This is a genomic window from Burkholderia sp. YIM B11467 (assembly GCF_052952715.1).
Genome location: NZ_JBQVSQ010000003.1, coordinates 639,785 through 656,235 on the forward strand (window position 1 = coordinate 639,785; position 16,451 = coordinate 656,235).

The following is a 16,451-nucleotide window of genomic DNA, read 5'->3' on the forward strand; positions in this document are numbered from 1 at the left end:
GCTTTCGTCAAGTTTACGGCCGGGCCTACGCCGGCCGCCAGCCCGCATCGATGAAAGACAAACCCGCCCAGGGCCCGCGCGGCCTCGACAAGGACGCGATCGTCGCGGCCGCGCTCGCGCTGCTCGAAGACGTCGGCGAAGCCGCATTCAGCGTGCGCAAGCTCGCGCAATCGGTCGGCTGCGATCCGATGAGCGTGCTGTACCACTTCAAGTCGAAGGACGGCCTGACCCGCGCGATCGCGAACGCGCTGTCGCGTTCACTCGTGCCGGTCGACGACGCGCTGCCGTGGCGCGACCGGCTGCGCGACCTCGCGCGCCAGTACCGCGCGCTCGCGCTGCGCCATCCTGCCGCGTTCGCGCTCCTGCAGCGCCACATGAGCACGGGCCCCGCCGATCTCGCGCACATCGACGCCGTGCATCGCGCGCTGGTCGACGCCGGCATCCCGCGCGCGGCGCTGCCGGCCGTGTGCGTCGGCTGGTATGCGAGCGTGATCGGGCTCGCCGCCGCCGAGGCCGGCGGGCTCACGCGGCCCGCGAACGACGTCGAGCTCGCGGAAATGCACGCGCTGTCCGACACCGAGCATCCGCTCGTCCGGTCGGCCGCGCCGCTCTATGCGCAGCTCGATCCGGCGGCCGTGCACGACACGATGCTCGACGTGCTGCTCGACGGCATCGCGACGCGCGCGCACGCGGCCTGACCGGCCGGCGGGCCGCCAACGAAAAAGGCGCCCCGAAGGGCGCCTTTTTCATCACGTATTGCCGCGAACCGCGCTCAGTGCGGATGCGCGCTGTCGATCTTCGTCATCACCTGATCGACGATCTGCTCGGGCGTCAGCTCGATGCTGACCACGATCGCTTCGTCCGGGCCCGGTTCCTCGAGCGTGTCGAGCTGGCTCTTCAGCAGCGACGGATCGAAGAAATGGCCGGTGCGGGTCTTCAGGCGCTCGTGCAACACCTCGAACGAACCCTGCAGATACACGAACCGCACGTCGGCGTCGGTGCCGCGCAGCACGTCGCGGTACGACCGCTTCAGCGACGAGCAGGTGAAGACGGCCGTCTCCCCCGCGCGCTGCTTTTCCTCGATGGCCGCGCGAATTGCGCGCAGCCACGGCCAGCGGTCGTCGTCGGTCAGCGGAATGCCGTGGTGCATCTTTTCCTTGTTCGCCGCGCTGTGAAACGCGTCGCCGTCGGTATAGCTGCACGACAGGCGTTCCGCCAGCATTTCGCCGATTCGCGACTTGCCCGCGCCCGACACGCCCATTGCGATCAGAATCATTGACTACCCCTTGTTACAAAACCAGGCTCAGCAGCAGCGTGAAGCTCAGACCAAGCACCGAGATGATGGTTTCGAGCAACGACCAGGTCTTGAACGTCTGACCGACCGTCATCCCGAAGTACTCCTTGATCAGCCAGAAGCCGCCGTCGTTCACGTGCGAGAAGATCAGCGAGCCCGAGCCCGTGGCGAGCACCAGCAGCTCCGGGCTGACCGTCGTGCCGGCCGCCGCCGCGATCGGCGCGACGATGCCGCAGGCCGTCGTCATCGCGACCGTCGCCGAACCCGTCGCGAGACGCATCAGCGCCGCGACGAACCAGCCGAGCAGCAGCGGCGACAGGTGCGCGTGCTTCGCGGTCTCGACGATCTGCTGCGAGATCCCGCTGTCACGCAGGACGCCGCCGAAGCCGCCGCCCGCGCCGACGATCAGCGTGATGCCAGCGATCGGCGCCAGGCACTCGCTGCAGAACTTCTGGATCTGGTCGCGGTTGAAGCCCTGCTTCGCGCCGAACGTCCAGAAGCTGACCAGCACCGCGATCAGCAGCGCGACGTCCGAGTTGCCGGCAAAGCGCAGCAGGTTGTTCGGCAGCGACTTCGGCGTGAACAGCAGGTCGGCCCAGCTGCCGACGAGCATCAGCACGACGGGCAGCAGGATCGTGAACAGCGTGATGCCGAAGCTCGGCAGTTCGCGCTTGCGGCCATCCGTGTGCGAATCGACGAACTGCGCGGCGAGCGGGTTGTGTTCCGGCAGCTTCACGAACTTCGAGATCATCAGCGCGAACATCGGGCCCGCGATGATCGCGGTCGGCACGCCGACGAGCAGGCCGAACGCGATGGTCTTGCCGATATCGGCGCCGTATTGCTGGACGGCCAGCAGCGCGGCCGGGTGCGGTGGAATCAGCCCGTGCACGACCGACAGGCCGGCCACCATCGGCAGGCCGACGACGAGCAGCGACTTGCCGGTGCGCTTCGCGACGTTGAACGCGATCGGGATCAGCAGCACGAAGCCGACTTCGAAGAACACCGGCAGGCCGACGATGATCGCGACGAACATCATCGCCCAGTGGATGTTCTTTTCCCCGAACCAGTCGATCAGCGTGGTCGCGATCCGTTCGGCGCCGCCCGATTCGGCCATCATCTTGCCGAGCATCGTGCCGAGGCCGACGACGATCGCGATGTGGCCGAGCGTGCCACCGGTGCCCGTCTCGAACGACTTGACGATCTTGTCCATCGGCATGCCGACGACGAGACCAAGGCCGAGCGAAACGATGATCAGCACCAGGAACGGGTAGATCTTGTAGCGCGCGATCATCAGGATCAGCGCGGCAATCGCGATCAGCGTGAATACGAGCAGCATGCTGCCTTGGACAGCCCCCATGTGGCACTCCTCCTAGAATTGTTCGAACCGGGCGAGTCGTTGCGAGTATGCCCGGCTATGCAGGTCTCCGAAACACGGGAGGTCCCCCACCCGCCGTCAGGACGCTGAATTTTACTTATCTTTACGGTCCACGGATAGAACCGGTTCCATCAGCAAAAACCCTCGGTAAAACAAGCACTAAGCGCTTGTTCTCCGAGGGTCAGACTACCATTTCGTACAAGTCTTAGCGGGGCAGCTGGCTCGCGGCTTGCGCGAGGCGCGTGACTTCGGCCCAGTCCTGCGCGGCGAGCGCGGCCTTCGGCGTGAGCCACGAGCCGCCGACGCAGACGACGTTCGGCAGCTTCAGGAAATTCGGCGCGCTCTCGACCGTGATGCCGCCCGTCGGGCAGAACTTCAGCGCCGGGAACGGGCCGTGGAACGCCTGCAGCATCGGCACGCCGCCCGCCTGCTGCGCGGGGAAGAATTTCACGATCTCGTAGCCGAATTCGAGCGCCTGGATGATGTCGCTCGGCGTCATCACGCCCGGCAGCAGCGGCAGGCCCGCGTCGAGCGACGCGAGGTGCAGGTCCTTCGTCAGGCCCGGCGACACGCCGAACTTCGCGCCCGCGCGCTTCGCCTGCGCGCAATGCTCGGGCTTCGTGATCGTGCCGACGCCGACGACGATGTCGTCCGCGAGCTGGCTCGCGCGCTGGATCGCTTCCAGGCCGGCCGGCGTGCGCAGCGTGATCTCGAGCACCTTCACGCCGCCCGCGTGCAATGCGCGCGACACCTGTTCGCCCTGCTCGACCGAGTCGAATGCGAGCACCGGAATGACCGGGCCCAGCTTCACGATTTCACCAATCGTCTTCATCGATAACACTCCTTGAAATTCATGCGGCGACGTGGACGGCCGTTTCGCCGACCAGCGTCCCGAAAACCGATGCGCCCTGCTCGGCCGGCGCCGCAGCCGCGCGGAACACGCCGAACAGTTCGCGCCCGAAACCGACTTCATTCTCGGCCTGGTGCTGCGGCTGCGCGACCGGGCGCGCGTGCCACTCGGCGTCGTCGACCTCGATGTCGAGCACGCCGGCTTCCGCGTCGATCACGAGCGTGTCGCCCGTCTTCACCTTGCCGAGCGGGCCGGCCAGCAGCGCCTCCGGCGACACGTGGATCACCGCCGGCACCTTGCCCGACGCGCCCGACATGCGGCCGTCGGTCACCAGCGCGACGTGGAAGCCCTGATCCTGCAGCACGCCGAGCAGCGGCGTCAAACGGTGCAGCTCGGGCATCCCGTTCGCGCGCGCGCCCTGGAAGCGCACCACCGCGACGAAATCGCGCTTCAGCTCGCCGCGATCGAATGCCTCCTGCACGGCTTCCTGCGAATCGAACACGATCGCGGGCGCCGTTACCTTGCGGTGCTCGGGCGCGACCGCCGAGATCTTGATCACGCCGCGGCCGAGCCGGCCCTGCATCAGGCGCAGGCCACCGTCCGGCTGGAACGGGTCGCGGATGCCGCGCAACACCTTCGGGTCGTGGCTCTCGGCCGCGCCGTCGACCCACGTCAGCTTGCCGTCGATCAGCTTCGGCTCCTTCGTGTAGTGCGACAGCCCCTTGCCGGCGACCGTCGTCACGTCCTCGTGCAGCAGCCCGCCGTCGAGCAGGTTGCGCACCAGGAACGCGACGCCGCCCGCCGCGTGGAAATGGTTCACGTCGGCCTTGCCGTTCGGGTAGATCTTCGCGAGCAGCGGCACGACGGCCGACAGCTCGTCGAAATCGTTCCAGTCGATCAGCACGCCGGCCGCGCGCGCGATCGCGACGAGGTGCAGCGTGTGGTTGGTCGAGCCGCCCGTCGCGAGCAGCGCGACGATCCCGTTGACGATCGCCTTCTCGTCGATCACATGGCCGATCGGCGTGTAGTGGCCGCGCTCGACGGTCAGGTCGAGCACGCGGCGCGCGGCCTCGGCCGTCAGCGCGGTGCGCAGCGGCGTGTGCGGATGGACGAAGGCCGAACCCGGCAGGTGCAGCCCCATCAGCTCCATCAGCATCTGGTTGCTGTTCGCGGTGCCGTAGAACGTGCAGGTGCCGTGGCCGTGATACGCGGCCGATTCGGCTTCGAGCAGCGCGTCGCGGCCGACCTGGCCGGTCGCGAACTGCTGGCGGATCTTCGCCTTGTCGTCGTTCGACAGGCCGCTCGTCATCGGGCCGGCCGGCACGAAGATCGTCGGCAGGTGGCCGAACTGCAGCGCGCCGATCAGCAGACCCGGCACGATCTTGTCGCAGATGCCGAGGCAGAGCGCCGCGTCGAACATGTTGTGCGTGAGCGCGATCGCCGTGCCCATCGCGATCGCCTCGCGCGAGAACAGCGACAGTTCCATCCCCGGGTTGCCCTGCGTGACGCCGTCGCACATCGCCGGCACGCCGCCCGCGAATTGCGCGACACCGCCGTTCTCGCGCGCGGCGGCCTTGATGATCTCGGGGAAATCCTTGTACGGCGCGTGCGCGGACAGCATCTCGTTGTACGAGGACACGATGCCGATGTTCGGCTCGCGGATCGCCTTGATCGCGAACTTGTCGTTGCCCTCGAGGCCCGCGAAACCGTGCGCGAGGTTCGCGCAGGACAGCGCGCCGCGCGCCGGGAACTTGCCCTGCGCGCCGTCGATGCGCTGCAGATAGGCGGAACGGGTCGATTGGCTGCGGGCGATCACGCGTTCGGTGACCTTCGCCAGGGTGGGGTGCAGCGACGTCATGCTGGGCGCTCCTGTATGCCGGCCGACACCGGCGGTTGGAATCGTGGGGACGGTCGAATGCATCGACAGAACGAAGTCAGTCTAGTAGAAAAACTACACGCATGCAATGCAGATCGATTCACGCGCGACCCTTACTCCCGCCACCAGCAAGGCTTAACCTAGTGAAAACCCTAATCCTCTCCACCAGCGTCACCGTGAAAGGGCAATAATGCAGCTAGTATTTTTATGTAGATTTTCTACAATTCGATTGCGATACACTCGCTCATCCGAACCCGATTAACGCCTGCCGTCCCATGCTGCCTCGCATTGAAGCGATCCGCGCCGAGTTGCGCCCGTCCGAGCGCAAGCTCGCCGACTACATCCTCGCCGCGCCGCGCGAGGTGCTCGACCTCGCGATGACCGAGCTGTCGACGCGCGCGGGCGTCAGCCAGCCGACGATCGCGCGCTTCTGCCAGGCGCTCGGCTGCAGCGGCTTTCGCGAATTCAAGATCCGGCTCGCGCAGAGCGTCGCGCCGGGCGTGTCGTCGGTGTACCGCGACGTCGAACCCGACGAACCGGCGCCCGGCATCATCGGCAAGGTGTTCGACCGCACGATCGGCGCGCTGATCGAGGTGCGCAACAGCCTGTCGGCCGGTAGCGTCGCCGACGCGATCGCGCTGCTGTCGAACGCGTCGCGCATCGAGTTCTACGGCGCCGGCGGCTCGGGCATCGCTGCGCAGGACATCCAGCACAAGTTCTTCCGGCTCGGCGTGCCGAGCGTCGCGTATTCGGATCCGCACACGTTCTCGATGTCGTCGGCGCTGCTCGGGCCGCACGACGTCGTCGTCGCGATCTCGAACACCGGCCGCACGCGCGACATCGTCGACGCCGCGCGCTCCGCGCTCGCGTGCGGCGCGAAGGTCGTCGCGATCACGCAGAGCCATTCGCCGCTCGCGAAGCTCGCGACGGTCAGCCTCGCATCGAACGTCGCCGAGGAAACGGACGTGTTCTCGCCGATGACGTCGCGGATGTCGCATCTCGCGATCGGCGACATCCTCGCGGTCGGCGTCGCGCTGTCGCGTGGCCCCGCGTTGATGGAACGGGTCGGCCGCGCAAAGGAAGCGATCACGCGCAGGCGGATCGACGACGGCGCGAAGGATTGAAAAGAACCCGCGCGTAAACGACAAACGGCGCCCCGCGGGGCGCCGTTGCGCATGGATCGACGCCGGCAGCCTCGCCGGCCGCACCGCTCAAAACGGCTTGATCACGACCAGCGCGACCGCCGCGAGCATGCCGAGCACCGGCAGTTCGTTGAACACGCGATACCACTTGTCGGTGCGGCGGTTCTCGCCGCGCTCGAACACCCGCAGCAGGTGCCCGCAGTACGCGTGATAGATGACGAGCAGCAGCACGACCGTCACCTTCGCATGGATCCAGCCCTGCCCCTGCCCGATGCCGATCACGAGCCAGAGCCACAGCCCGCAGGCCAGCGCCGGCACCGCGATCATCGTCATGAAGCGGAACAGCTTGCGCGCCATCAGCAGCAGGCGCCGCACCGCGGCCGGATCGGTCTCCATGGCCAGGTTCACGTAGATGCGCGGCAGGTAGAAGAGCCCCGCGAACCACGCGGCGATCAGAACGATATGGAACGTCTTGACCCAGAGCATTGCCATCGGTTGTGCGCCTCGCTTTACTGGCGGCCTTCGCCGTGTCCGAGCACGACGTACTTCAGCGACGTCAGCCCTTCCAGGCCGACGGGGCCGCGCGCGTGCAGCTTGTCGTTCGAGATGCCGATTTCCGCGCCGAGGCCGAATTCGAAGCCGTCCGCGAAGCGCGTCGACGCGTTGACCATCACGCTCGCCGAATCGACCTCGCGCAGGAACCGCATCGCGCGGTCGTGATCCTCGGTGACGATCGCATCCGTGTGATGCGAGCCGTAATGGTTGATGTGCTCGATCGCGGCGTCGAGGCCGTCGACGACCTTGATCGCGAGCACCGGCGCGAGGTATTCGGTGTGCCAGTCTTCCTCGGTCGCATCGACGAGCGGCCCGACGCCCGCATCAGCAAGCACCGTGCGCGCGGCCGCATCGACACGCAGCTCGACCTGCTTGTCGCGATACAGCTTGCCGAGCGGCGGCAGCAGCGTCGCCGCGATGCCGCTCGCGACGAGCAGCGTCTCCATCGTGTTGCAGGTACCGTAGCGGTGCGTCTTCGCGTTGTCGCAAACGGTGAGTGCCTTGTCGAGATCGGCGCGATCGTCGACATACACGTGGCAGATGCCGTCGAGGTGCTTGATCATCGGTACGCGCGCCTCGTTGATCAGGCGCTCGATCAGGCTCTTGCCGCCGCGCGGCACGATCACGTCGACGTATTCGGTCATCGTGATCAGCTTGCCGACCGCCGCGCGATCGGCCGTCGCGACGACCTGCACCGCATCCTGCGGCAGACCGGCCGCCTCGAGACCTTCGCCGATCAGCTTCGCGAGCGCCGCGTTCGATTCGAGCGCTTCGGAGCCGCCGCGCAGGATCGTCGCGTTGCCCGACTTCAGGCACAGCGCGGCCGCGTCGATCGTCACGTTCGGGCGCGATTCGTAGATGATGCCGATCACGCCGAGCGGCACGCGCATCTGGCCGACCTGGATCCCGCTCGGGCGGAACTTGAGGTTGCCGATCTCGCCGATCGGATCGGCCAGCGACGCGACCTGGCGCAGGCCCTCGACCATCGTCTTCAGCGCCTTGTCCGACAGCGTCAGGCGGTCGATGAACGCCGCATCGTGCCCCTTTTCACGGGCGCGGGCGACATCGCGTGCGTTCGCCTCCTTCAGCGCCTGCGCGTCGCGTTCGATCGCGCGGGCCACGGCGTCGAGCGCCGCGTTCTTCGCGGCTGTGCTGGCGCGCGCCATCGCGCGGGAAGCGTGCCGGGCGCGACGGCCCAGGTCGGTCATGTACTGATCGATATCCATCGTGTGACTCGAGAAGCGAGCCGCGCTGGGCGGCATGAATTCGTGGGGAAGCATGTGGGGCGGCGGCCGGATGGCCGCCCCGACCATCGAAGCATTGTAAGCGGGTTGCGCAGTACGCGCTGACGGCCCGGAGGGACTTAACGCCGCACGCGACCCGCGGTCGGCGGTCGTTCGCCGCGTGCGCCCGCAACCGTCATCGCGAGCTGGAACAGCCCGTCCCACGGATCGGGCGGCGGCTCGTCCTGCGTGCGGCGGCCCGGCATGACGGCCGTGAGCCCCTTGACCTGCCGGTCGAGCTTCGCGGCAAACGCAAGCGCCTTCTCGAGCCCGGGTGCCGACACGCGGTTAAGCGCGGGGCCGATCAGCCGCTCGCGCGGCCCCCACACGCGGTTCTCGCGCAGCAGCGTCGCCAACGGCTTGCCGGCGTCCGCACCGCGCTTGATCCGCAGCAGCGTACGCAACTCCTCGACGACGGCCCACATCACGAGCACGATCGCCTCGCCCTCGCCCTTCAGCCCGTCGATCATCCGCGCGAGCCGCGCGGCGTCGCCGGCGAGCATCGCTTCGTTCAGCTTGAAGACGTCGTAGCGCGCGACGTTCAGCACCGCGTCGTGCACCTGCTCGAACGACAGCGCGCCTTGCGGATACAGCAGCCCGAGCTTCTGGATTTCCTGGTGCGCGGCGAGCAGGTTGCCCTCGACGCGCTCCGCGATGAACTGCAGCGCGCGCCGCCCGTCCTCGCCGGGCGCGGCGCGCTGGCCCTGCATCGCGAGACGCTGGCCGATCCAGTTCGGCAGTTGCGCGCGATCGACCGGATCGATCTTCAGCGCGACGCCGCCGTTCTGCAGCGCGGTAAACCACGCGGATTTCTGCGTGGCCGCGTCGAGGCGCGGCAACGTGACGAGCATCAGCGCATCGGGGTTGGGCGTGGCCGCGAGCGTCTTCAGCGCATCGGCGCCTTCCTTGCCGGGCTTGCCCGACGGAATGCGCAGCTCGATCAGCTGGCGCTCGCCGAACAGCGACATCGCCTGGGTCGCGCCGAGCAGCACGCTCCAGTCGAAGCCGCGCTCGACCGTATGCACCGAACGCTCGGTGAAGCCGGCCGCGCGCGCGGCCGCACGAATGCGGTCGCACGCTTCCTGCGCGAGCAGCGGCTCGTCGCCGTAGACGGTATAGAGCCCGGCCAACCCCTTCGCGAGGTGCGGCTCCAGCGCATCAAGTCGCAATTGCATCGGTGCGTGCGCCGTCGATCAGAGCGGCGGCGGCGGCAGCGGTGCGCGCGGCGCGACGCCCGGCACCACGTCCTCCGGCGCCGGCGTCAGCGAGTGGACGATCGCGAGACGCCGCATCAGCTGGTCGACCGCATCGCTCTGCATGTCGCCGTACAGGATGTCGGCTTCCTGCGCCTTCGCGTTCGTGTACTGATCGCTGTACGTCATCGCGCGGTTCAGCGCGATCGCGCTCGGCGGGATCAGCACGGTGCCGTCCTTGCTCGTCAGCGTGTAGTTCAGCGTATAGAACAACGCGTATTCCTGCGCCGAGCCGTACTGGTTGAGCGTCAGCGTGTTCTGGCCACGCGACTCCCACATGCGCAGCACGGCGTCGGCGTCGTCCGCCGACTTGACGATCTTCGTGTCGCTGCCGGCCTCGACGAGGCGCGTCAGCCGCGCCTCGACGGGCGCCGACGCGCCGGCCACCAGCAGGTGCTTGAACGCGTAGTCCTGCTGGCCGCGCAGCTGGAAGCCGCATGCCGACAGCGCGACCGCGCTGCCGACGAGCATCAAAAACGATCTGCGGATCACCTTCGCTCCTTCTGTGTACGTCCGACGACCGGCGGCCGTCAGACGACGATGTTCACGAGGCGGCCCGGCACGACGACGATCTTCTTCGCCGGCTTGCCGTCGCTGAACTTCGCGAACGCGTCGTCGGCCACCGCCGCGGCTTCGATCGCCTCGCGGCTCGCGTCCTTCGCGACCTTCAGCGCACCGCGCACCTTGCCGTTCACCTGCAGCACGAGTTCGATCTCGGCCTGCTCGAGCGCAGCCTCGTCGACCTTCGGCCAAGGCGCATCGAGCAGCGTGCCGAATTCGTCCGCGTAGCCGAGCGTCTTCCACAGCTCGAACGTGACGTGCGGCACGACCGGGTACAGCACGCGCAGCAGCACGCCGTACGTCTCGCGCAGCACGCCGGGCGTCGCGCCCTTTGCGCCGTCGATCGCGTTCAGCATCTTCATCGCGGCCGACACGACCGTGTTGTACTGCAGGCGCTGGTAGTCGAAATCGGCCTGCTTCAGCACGCTGTAGATCTCGCGGCGCAGCGCCTTGTCGGCTTCACCGAGCGCGGCCGCATCGAAGCCCGCGCGCGCGGCGAGCGCTTCGTTGTTGCCGTAGCCGAAGCTCCATACGCGGCGCAGGAAGCGGCTCGCACCTTCGACGCCCGCGCCCGACCATTCGAGCTGCTGCTCGGGCGGCGCGGCAAACATCGTGAACAGGCGCGCGGTATCGGCACCGTACAGGTCGATCAGCACCTGCGGATCGACGCCGTTGTTCTTCGACTTCGACATCTTCTCGATGCCGCCGAGCACGACCGGCTCGCCGTCCGTGTTCAGCGTCGCGCCGACCGGGCGGCCCTTGTCGTCGTGCGTGACCGTCACGTCGGCCGGGTTGTACCAGGTCTTCTTGCCCGATGCATCTTCGCGGTAGAACGTCTCGTTCAGCACCATCCCCTGCGTCAGCAGGTTCTTCGCCGGCTCGCCGAACTTCACGAGGCCGAGATCGCGCATCACCTTGGTCCAGAAGCGCGAGTACAGCAGGTGCAGGATCGCGTGTTCGATGCCGCCGATGTACTGGTCCATCGGCATCCAGTAGTCGGTGCGCGCGTCGACCATGGTCTCGGCGTCCGGCGCCGTGTAGCGCGAGAAGTACCACGACGAATCGACGAAGGTATCCATCGTGTCGGTTTCGCGCTTCGCGGCCGCGCCGCACTTCGGGCACGTGCAGTTCAGGAACGCTTCCGACTTCGCGAGCGGGTTGCCCGAGCCGTCCGGCACGAGGTCTTCCGGCAGCACGACCGGCAGGTCCTGCTCCGGCACCGGCACGTCGCCGCACGACGGGCAGTGGATGATCGGGATCGGCGTGCCCCAGTAGCGCTGGCGCGACACGCCCCAGTCGCGCAGGCGCCACGTGACCTGCTTGTCGCCGAAGCCGCCGGCGCTCAGGTCGGCCGCCACCGCGTCGACCGCGTCCGCATAGCGCAGGCCGTCGTACTTGCCGCTGTTCACGCAGACCGCGGTTTCCTTGTCGCCGTACCACTCCTGCCAGGCGTCGAGCGAGTAAGCCTGGCCCTCGGCCGAGATCACCTGCTTGATCGGCAGGTCGTATTTCTTCGCGAACGCGAAATCGCGCTCGTCGTGGCCCGGCACGCCCATCACCGCGCCTTCGCCATAGCTCATCAGCACGTAGTTGCCGATCCACACCTCGACCGGCTCACCCGTGAGCGGATGCTTGACCGAGAAGCCCGTCGCGACGCCCTTCTTCTCCATCGTCGCGACGTCGGCTTCGGCGACGCCGCCGCGCTTGCATTCGTCGATGAACGCCAGCAGCTCGGGCTTGTCCTGCGCGAGGCGCGTGGCGAGCGGGTGCTCGGCCGCGATCGCGCAGAACGTGACGCCCATGATCGTGTCGGCGCGCGTCGTGAACACGCGCAGCAGCTTCTGTTCGCCGTCGAGTTCGTACGGGAAACCGAAGTTCACGCCGAAGCTCTTGCCGATCCAGTTCTGCTGCATGATCTTCACGCGCTCGGGCCAGCCGAGGCCGTCGAGATCGTTCAGCAGCTCATCCGCGTACTGCGTGATCCGCAGGTAGTACATCGGGATCTCGCGCTTTTCGACGAGCGCGCCCGAACGCCAGCCGCGGCCGTCGATCACCTGCTCGTTCGCGAGCACGGTCTGGTCGACCGGGTCCCAGTTCACGGTGCCCGTCTTCTTGTACGCGATGCCTTTCTCGAGCATCTTCAGGAACAGCCACTGGTTCCACTTGTAGTAGTCGGGCTTGCACGTCGCGATTTCGCGCGACCAGTCGATCGCGAGGCCCATCGACTGCATCTGGCCCTTCATGTAGTCGATGTTGTCGTAGGTCCACTTCGCGGGCGGCACGCCGTTCGCCATCGCGGCGTTCTCGGCCGGCATCCCGAACGCGTCCCAGCCCATCGGCATCAGCGTGTTGTAGCCGTTCATCCGCAGATAGCGGTACATCACGTCGTTGATCGTGTAGTTACGCACGTGACCCATGTGCAGCTTGCCGGACGGGTACGGCAGCATCGACACGCAGTAGAACTTCGGCTTCTGCGAATCTTCCTTCGTCTTGTAGGCATCGGCTGCGCGCCAGTCGCCCTGGGCGGCGGCTTCGACGTCGGCGGGTACGTATCTCTCGTGCATGGTGTGGTTCGGACTAGGCTTTAAGCAGCGCGACGGCTCGCGCGCAGGTGTGGATCGAAAATCGCGCTTGCCCGGCGCGGGAACAGGCTGGCGGTTTCCAGGCCCGACCGCGGTTGCCGGAAGAACCCGGAACGCCCGGACGAGCTCCGGATGACCAGGGAAACCCTGCAGACCGGGAAAAACGTCGATTATACCGCCCGCGCCGGCCCGTACGGCCGGTCTCGCGGGCTTGGGCCCTCAACACGACGAGGTGTCAGGGTTTCGCGCCGGCGGCGCCCGCCTGCGGCGGCATGTCGGTCACGAAGCCGATTCGCGTGAGGCCCGCGGCCTGCGCGGCCCCCATCACCTTCGCGATCACGTCGTAGCGGGTCGCGCGCGACGCGCGCAGTCGCAGCTCGGGCGGCGCGGCGCCCGCGGCGGCGGCCCGGAAGCGCGCCGGCAGCGCGTCGAGCGCGACGGGCACATCATCCCAGTACAGCTTGCCCGCGTCGTCGATCGACAGCGTGACGGATTGCGGCGTGTCGCGCGCGACGCTGGCCGCGACCTTGGGCAGGTCGAGCCGGATCGCGTGCGTCATCAGCGGCGCGGTAATGATGAAGATGACGAGCAGCACGAGCATCACGTCGATCAGCGGGGTCATGTTGATCTCCGCCATCGGCGCGGACGTCTTGTGGTGCTCGAGTCCGCCGAATGCCATGGTTGCTCCTCCGGGATGGGCGCGTCAGGATTCCTGCGCGCACACGAACACGTGCAGGTCGCGCGCGAAGCCGTCGAGTTCCTCGGCGAGTTGCCGCACGAGCCGCCCGAGGATGTTGTAGGCGAGCACCGCCGGAATCGCGACGACGAGCCCGAACGCGGTCATGATCAGCGCCTCGCCGACCGGCCCCGCGACGTTCTCGATCTGCGCCTGCCCGCTCGCGGCGATGCTGCCGAGCGCATGGTAGATGCCCCACACGGTGCCGAGCAGCCCGACGAACGGCGCGGTGCTGCCGATCGACGCGAGCAGCACCTGGCCGAATTCGAGACGCCGCTGCGAGCGCAGCATCGCGTGTCGCAACGCGCGCAGCACGCGTTCGTTGCGTTCGACGCGCGCGGCCAGCGCGGCCGGGTCGTGGTCGTCGGCCGCGTCGCGCGCGGCTTCGGCGAGCGGCACGAACACGCGCTCGCGATCGGCGCCGGCGAGCGCGGCGATGCCCGCGTCGAGCGACGGCGCGCGCCAGAACGCGGCGAGCGCACGCGGCCCCTGCCGCTTCGCGCGGACCAGCAGCCAGGCTTTCATGAAGAGGAAGCACCAGCTGGCGACGGACATCGCCAGCAGTACATAGGCGACGGCGTGCGTGATCGCATCGCCGCTTTCGAGGTAGTGGACAACGCCGGTGGGAATCGCCATCGGAGTTTCCCCGTTGTGTCAGCGCAGGCCGAGCACGTCCTGCATGTCGAACAGGCCGGCGCCGCGCGCCGACAGGAAGCGGACCGCGCGCAGCGCGCCCTGCGCGTACGACACGCGGCTCGACGACTTGTGCGTGATCTCGATGCGCTCGCCGATCCCGGCGAACAGCACGGTGTGGTCGCCAACGATGTCGCCGCCGCGCACCGCGGCAAAGCCGATCGACGACGGATCGCGCTCGCCCGTCACGCCGTGGCGGCCGTACACCGCGCAATCGTCGAGCGAGCGGCCGAGCGCGCCGGCGACGGCTTCACCCATCATCAGCGCGGTGCCCGACGGCGCATCGACCTTGTGGCGGTGATGCGCCTCGATGATCTCGATGTCGTAGCCGTGCGAGAAATGCTTCGCCGCGAATTCGAGCAGCTTCAGCGTGACGTTCACGCCGACGCTCATGTTCGCCGCGAACACGATGCCGATCTTGCCGGCCGCGGCCTGCAGTTCGGCCTTCTGCTCGGCGGTGAAGCCGGTCGTGCCGATCACGAGCTTCACGTCGTGGCGCAGCGCGGCCTCGATGTGCGCGATCGTGCCTTCCGGGCGCGTGAAATCGATCAGGTAGTCGGCCTGCGCGAATACGGCGTCGAGGTCGTCCGTCAGCTTGATCCCGGTTTCCCTGCCGAGGAACGCGCCCGCGTCCTGGCCGAGGAACGGCGAATCGGCGCGGTCGAGCGCGCCGACGAGCTGTGCATCGGGATCGTTGAGAACGGCTTCGATCAGCATCCGGCCCATACGGCCCGATGCGCCGGCAATCGCAATCTTCATGGCTTTCTACACGACAGGTCTAAAGGCGGGCGGCACATGCCGCCCTGTTTCCGCTTGCCGGCCGCTTACTGCGACTGGGCCGGCGCGGTAATCGGCTGGTTCTGCAGCGTGTCCGAGCCTTGCGGGCCGACCGGCGGCGACGCCTCGTTCGACACGTTCGGCTGCGGCGGACGATGGAACTGGAACTGCGGCTGGATCGCCGGCACCGCGCCCGGCGGCTGGCCGCCCGGCACCGGCGCACCGCCGGCAGCCTGCGTGGACGGCGCGAAACGGCGCGCGTTCGAGCCCTGACCCGACACCTGGTTGGTCGCGCGGTTGGCCGCGCGGGCAGCCTGCGCGTTCGCATCCTGGTCGACCACCGCGCCGGACGCCGGCACGACGGACGGGCTGGCGACGGTATCCGGCGCCGGCGCGCTCGCCGCTTGCGCAGCGCTCGCGGCAGCCGCCTCGGAAGCGGCCCTCGCCGCCGCGGCCGCCTTCGCCTTCTTGCCGCCGCGGTCGCCGTCGATGTCGGCCAGCAGGTCGAGCTCGGACGGCAGGTTGTCTGCGCCGGTCCAGCCCGCGAGGCGATCGCCCGCGAAGGTCACGACGAGATCGCGCTGCTGGACGACTGCCGTCGAGCCGCGCTTGAAGTAGAAGAGGTAATCCCAGCGGTCGGCGTGGAACATGTCCGCCAGCAGCGGCGTGCCGAGCAACGCGCGCACTTGCTCGCGCGTCATGCCGACCTGCAGTTGCGCGGCTTTCTCCTGCGATACGAAGTTGCCCTGCACGACGGTGATCCGATAGGGCGTGATGCTCTGCGCGATGCGCTGCGTCACGCTGTCGTACGACGAACAACCAGCCAGCGCCGCAACGGCGGCGGCAGCGATGATGGCACTCCGCATGCGACTCCTCTGAAAGTGCGAAAGCGATTCTGGGATCATTTCCTTCACCGTGCTGGCCCGTATGCAGGCCGCGCGTGTTTCTGGAACGGCGAAAAGCCGGTAACATTGAAGCCCTGCATTGTACTCTAGGGATGCCTAGCCATGACCAATCCGACGGATCTCAAGAATATTGGGCTCAAGGCCACCCTACCGCGCCTCAAGATTCTCGAGATCTTCCAGCAGAGTCCGGTGCGCCACCTGACGGCCGAAGACGTCTACCGCAACCTGCTCAACGAGCAGCTCGACATCGGGCTCGCCACCGTCTACCGCGTGCTCACGCAGTTCGAGCAGGCCGGCCTGCTCACGCGCAGCAACTTCGAATCCGGCAAGGCCGTGTTCGAATTGAACGAAGGTTCGCACCACGACCACCTCGTGTGCCTCGATTGCGGCCGCGTCGAGGAATTCTTCGACGCCGAGATCGAGGGCCGCCAGCAGGCCATCGCGAAGGAGCGCGGCTTCCGGCTCCAGGAACACTCGCTCGCGATGTACGGTTCCTGCACCACCGAGAACTGCCCGCACCGCAAGCACTAAAGCGCGCGACTCGCGCACGCAGCACGGCCCGGCCGGCA

16 protein-coding genes are annotated in these 16,451 nt (G+C 67.7%); 3 read left to right on the forward strand and 13 right to left on the reverse strand.

Going from position 1 to position 16,451, the window contains the following annotated elements:
- Positions 1-50: 50 nt before the first annotated feature.
- Positions 51-698, forward strand: coding sequence for a TetR/AcrR family transcriptional regulator (locus ACTRWB_RS14895; RefSeq protein WP_446902318.1), 648 nt, complete (start codon positions 51-53; stop codon positions 696-698).
- A 74-nt stretch (positions 699-772) separates the two neighbouring features.
- Here ACTRWB_RS14895 and ACTRWB_RS14900 read toward each other — a convergent pair whose 3' ends face one another.
- The 4 genes from ACTRWB_RS14900 to edd all read right to left on the reverse strand — a co-directional run bounded on the left by ACTRWB_RS14900 (position 773) and on the right by edd (position 5,377).
- Entirely contained in the window at positions 773-1,276 is a 504-nt protein-coding gene (locus ACTRWB_RS14900; RefSeq protein ID WP_193097629.1) for a gluconokinase, read from the reverse strand.
- A gap of 13 nt (positions 1,277-1,289) precedes the next feature.
- Entirely contained in the window at positions 1,290-2,651 is a 1,362-nt protein-coding gene (locus ACTRWB_RS14905) for a GntP family permease (protein ID WP_048251207.1), read from the reverse strand.
- Positions 2,652-2,874: 223 nt separating this feature from the next.
- On the reverse strand, positions 2,875-3,501 hold the full coding sequence (gene eda, locus ACTRWB_RS14910) for a bifunctional 4-hydroxy-2-oxoglutarate aldolase/2-dehydro-3-deoxy-phosphogluconate aldolase (protein WP_048251206.1): 627 nt from the start codon (positions 3,499-3,501) through the stop codon (positions 2,875-2,877).
- 19 nt (positions 3,502-3,520) lie between these two features.
- Positions 3,521-5,377 (reverse strand): phosphogluconate dehydratase, encoded by a 1,857-nt coding sequence (gene edd, locus ACTRWB_RS14915; RefSeq protein ID WP_446902319.1) that lies wholly within the window; start codon positions 5,375-5,377, stop codon positions 3,521-3,523.
- A 293-nt stretch (positions 5,378-5,670) separates the two neighbouring features.
- Between edd and ACTRWB_RS14920 the strand changes: the two genes are divergently transcribed.
- Positions 5,671-6,519, forward strand: a complete 849-nt coding sequence (locus ACTRWB_RS14920) for a MurR/RpiR family transcriptional regulator (RefSeq protein ID WP_011350936.1) — start codon at positions 5,671-5,673, stop codon at positions 6,517-6,519.
- A gap of 87 nt (positions 6,520-6,606) precedes the next feature.
- Here the strand turns inward: ACTRWB_RS14920 and ACTRWB_RS14925 are convergent, their stop codons facing one another.
- From ACTRWB_RS14925 to ACTRWB_RS14965, 9 genes are all read right to left on the reverse strand, one after another.
- Positions 6,607-7,029 carry a CopD family protein gene (locus ACTRWB_RS14925; protein WP_006760213.1) on the reverse strand — a complete coding sequence of 141 codons (423 nt, stop codon included), beginning with the start codon at positions 7,027-7,029 and terminating at the stop codon, positions 6,607-6,609.
- Positions 7,030-7,046: 17 nt separating this feature from the next.
- On the reverse strand, positions 7,047-8,318 hold the full coding sequence (locus ACTRWB_RS14930) for a glutamate-5-semialdehyde dehydrogenase (protein ID WP_446902320.1): 1,272 nt from the start codon (positions 8,316-8,318) through the stop codon (positions 7,047-7,049).
- Positions 8,319-8,455: 137 nt separating this feature from the next.
- Entirely contained in the window at positions 8,456-9,550 is a 1,095-nt protein-coding gene (gene holA, locus ACTRWB_RS14935; protein WP_446902321.1) for a DNA polymerase III subunit delta, read from the reverse strand.
- Positions 9,551-9,568: 18 nt separating this feature from the next.
- Positions 9,569-10,120 carry an LPS-assembly lipoprotein LptE gene (locus ACTRWB_RS14940; RefSeq protein ID WP_446902322.1) on the reverse strand — a complete coding sequence of 184 codons (552 nt, stop codon included), beginning with the start codon at positions 10,118-10,120 and terminating at the stop codon, positions 9,569-9,571.
- Between the two features lie 38 nt (positions 10,121-10,158).
- A complete protein-coding gene (gene leuS, locus ACTRWB_RS14945) occupies positions 10,159-12,753 on the reverse strand; it encodes a leucine--tRNA ligase (protein ID WP_446902323.1) in 2,595 nt (864 codons plus the stop codon).
- Positions 12,754-13,006: 253 nt separating this feature from the next.
- On the reverse strand, positions 13,007-13,450 hold the full coding sequence (locus ACTRWB_RS14950; RefSeq protein ID WP_446902324.1) for an ExbD/TolR family protein: 444 nt from the start codon (positions 13,448-13,450) through the stop codon (positions 13,007-13,009).
- 24 nt (positions 13,451-13,474) lie between these two features.
- Positions 13,475-14,143, reverse strand: a complete 669-nt coding sequence (locus tag ACTRWB_RS14955) for a MotA/TolQ/ExbB proton channel family protein (protein ID WP_048251199.1) — start codon at positions 14,141-14,143, stop codon at positions 13,475-13,477.
- A gap of 18 nt (positions 14,144-14,161) precedes the next feature.
- Entirely contained in the window at positions 14,162-14,959 is a 798-nt protein-coding gene (dapB, locus tag ACTRWB_RS14960) for a 4-hydroxy-tetrahydrodipicolinate reductase (RefSeq protein ID WP_048251198.1), read from the reverse strand.
- 65 nt (positions 14,960-15,024) lie between these two features.
- On the reverse strand, positions 15,025-15,843 hold the full coding sequence (locus ACTRWB_RS14965) for an outer membrane protein assembly factor BamE (protein ID WP_129513698.1): 819 nt from the start codon (positions 15,841-15,843) through the stop codon (positions 15,025-15,027).
- A 141-nt stretch (positions 15,844-15,984) separates the two neighbouring features.
- On the opposite strand from ACTRWB_RS14965, the gene fur reads away from it, so the two are divergent.
- The gene (fur, locus tag ACTRWB_RS14970; RefSeq protein ID WP_011350926.1) at positions 15,985-16,413 is read left to right on the forward strand and encodes a ferric iron uptake transcriptional regulator; all 429 of its coding nucleotides are present in this window, start codon (positions 15,985-15,987) and stop codon (positions 16,411-16,413) included.
- Positions 16,414-16,451 lie beyond the last annotated feature (38 nt).

Bases quoted from the DNA above. Each gene is read 5' to 3' on its own strand.
- ACTRWB_RS14895 (WP_446902318.1), top strand. From the start codon at position 51: ATGAAAGACAAACCCGCCCAGGGCCCGCGCGGCCTCGACAAGGACGCG.
- ACTRWB_RS14900 (WP_193097629.1), bottom strand. From the start codon at position 1,276: ATGATTCTGATCGCAATGGGCGTGTCGGGCGCGGGCAAGTCGCGAATC.
- ACTRWB_RS14905 (WP_048251207.1), bottom strand. From the start codon at position 2,651: ATGGGGGCTGTCCAAGGCAGCATGCTGCTCGTATTCACGCTGATCGCG.
- eda (WP_048251206.1), bottom strand. From the start codon at position 3,501: ATGAAGACGATTGGTGAAATCGTGAAGCTGGGCCCGGTCATTCCGGTG.
- edd (WP_446902319.1), bottom strand. From the start codon at position 5,377: ATGACGTCGCTGCACCCCACCCTGGCGAAGGTCACCGAACGCGTGATC.
- ACTRWB_RS14920 (WP_011350936.1), top strand. From the start codon at position 5,671: ATGCTGCCTCGCATTGAAGCGATCCGCGCCGAGTTGCGCCCGTCCGAG.
- ACTRWB_RS14925 (WP_006760213.1), bottom strand. From the start codon at position 7,029: ATGGCAATGCTCTGGGTCAAGACGTTCCATATCGTTCTGATCGCCGCG.
- ACTRWB_RS14930 (WP_446902320.1), bottom strand. From the start codon at position 8,318: ATGGATATCGATCAGTACATGACCGACCTGGGCCGTCGCGCCCGGCAC.
- holA (WP_446902321.1), bottom strand. From the start codon at position 9,550: ATGCAATTGCGACTTGATGCGCTGGAGCCGCACCTCGCGAAGGGGTTG.
- leuS (WP_446902323.1), bottom strand. From the start codon at position 12,753: ATGCACGAGAGATACGTACCCGCCGACGTCGAAGCCGCCGCCCAGGGC.
- ACTRWB_RS14950 (WP_446902324.1), bottom strand. From the start codon at position 13,450: ATGGCATTCGGCGGACTCGAGCACCACAAGACGTCCGCGCCGATGGCG.
- ACTRWB_RS14955 (WP_048251199.1), bottom strand. From the start codon at position 14,143: ATGGCGATTCCCACCGGCGTTGTCCACTACCTCGAAAGCGGCGATGCG.
- dapB (WP_048251198.1), bottom strand. From the start codon at position 14,959: ATGAAGATTGCGATTGCCGGCGCATCGGGCCGTATGGGCCGGATGCTG.
- ACTRWB_RS14965 (WP_129513698.1), bottom strand. From the start codon at position 15,843: ATGCGGAGTGCCATCATCGCTGCCGCCGCCGTTGCGGCGCTGGCTGGT.
- fur (WP_011350926.1), top strand. From the start codon at position 15,985: ATGACCAATCCGACGGATCTCAAGAATATTGGGCTCAAGGCCACCCTA.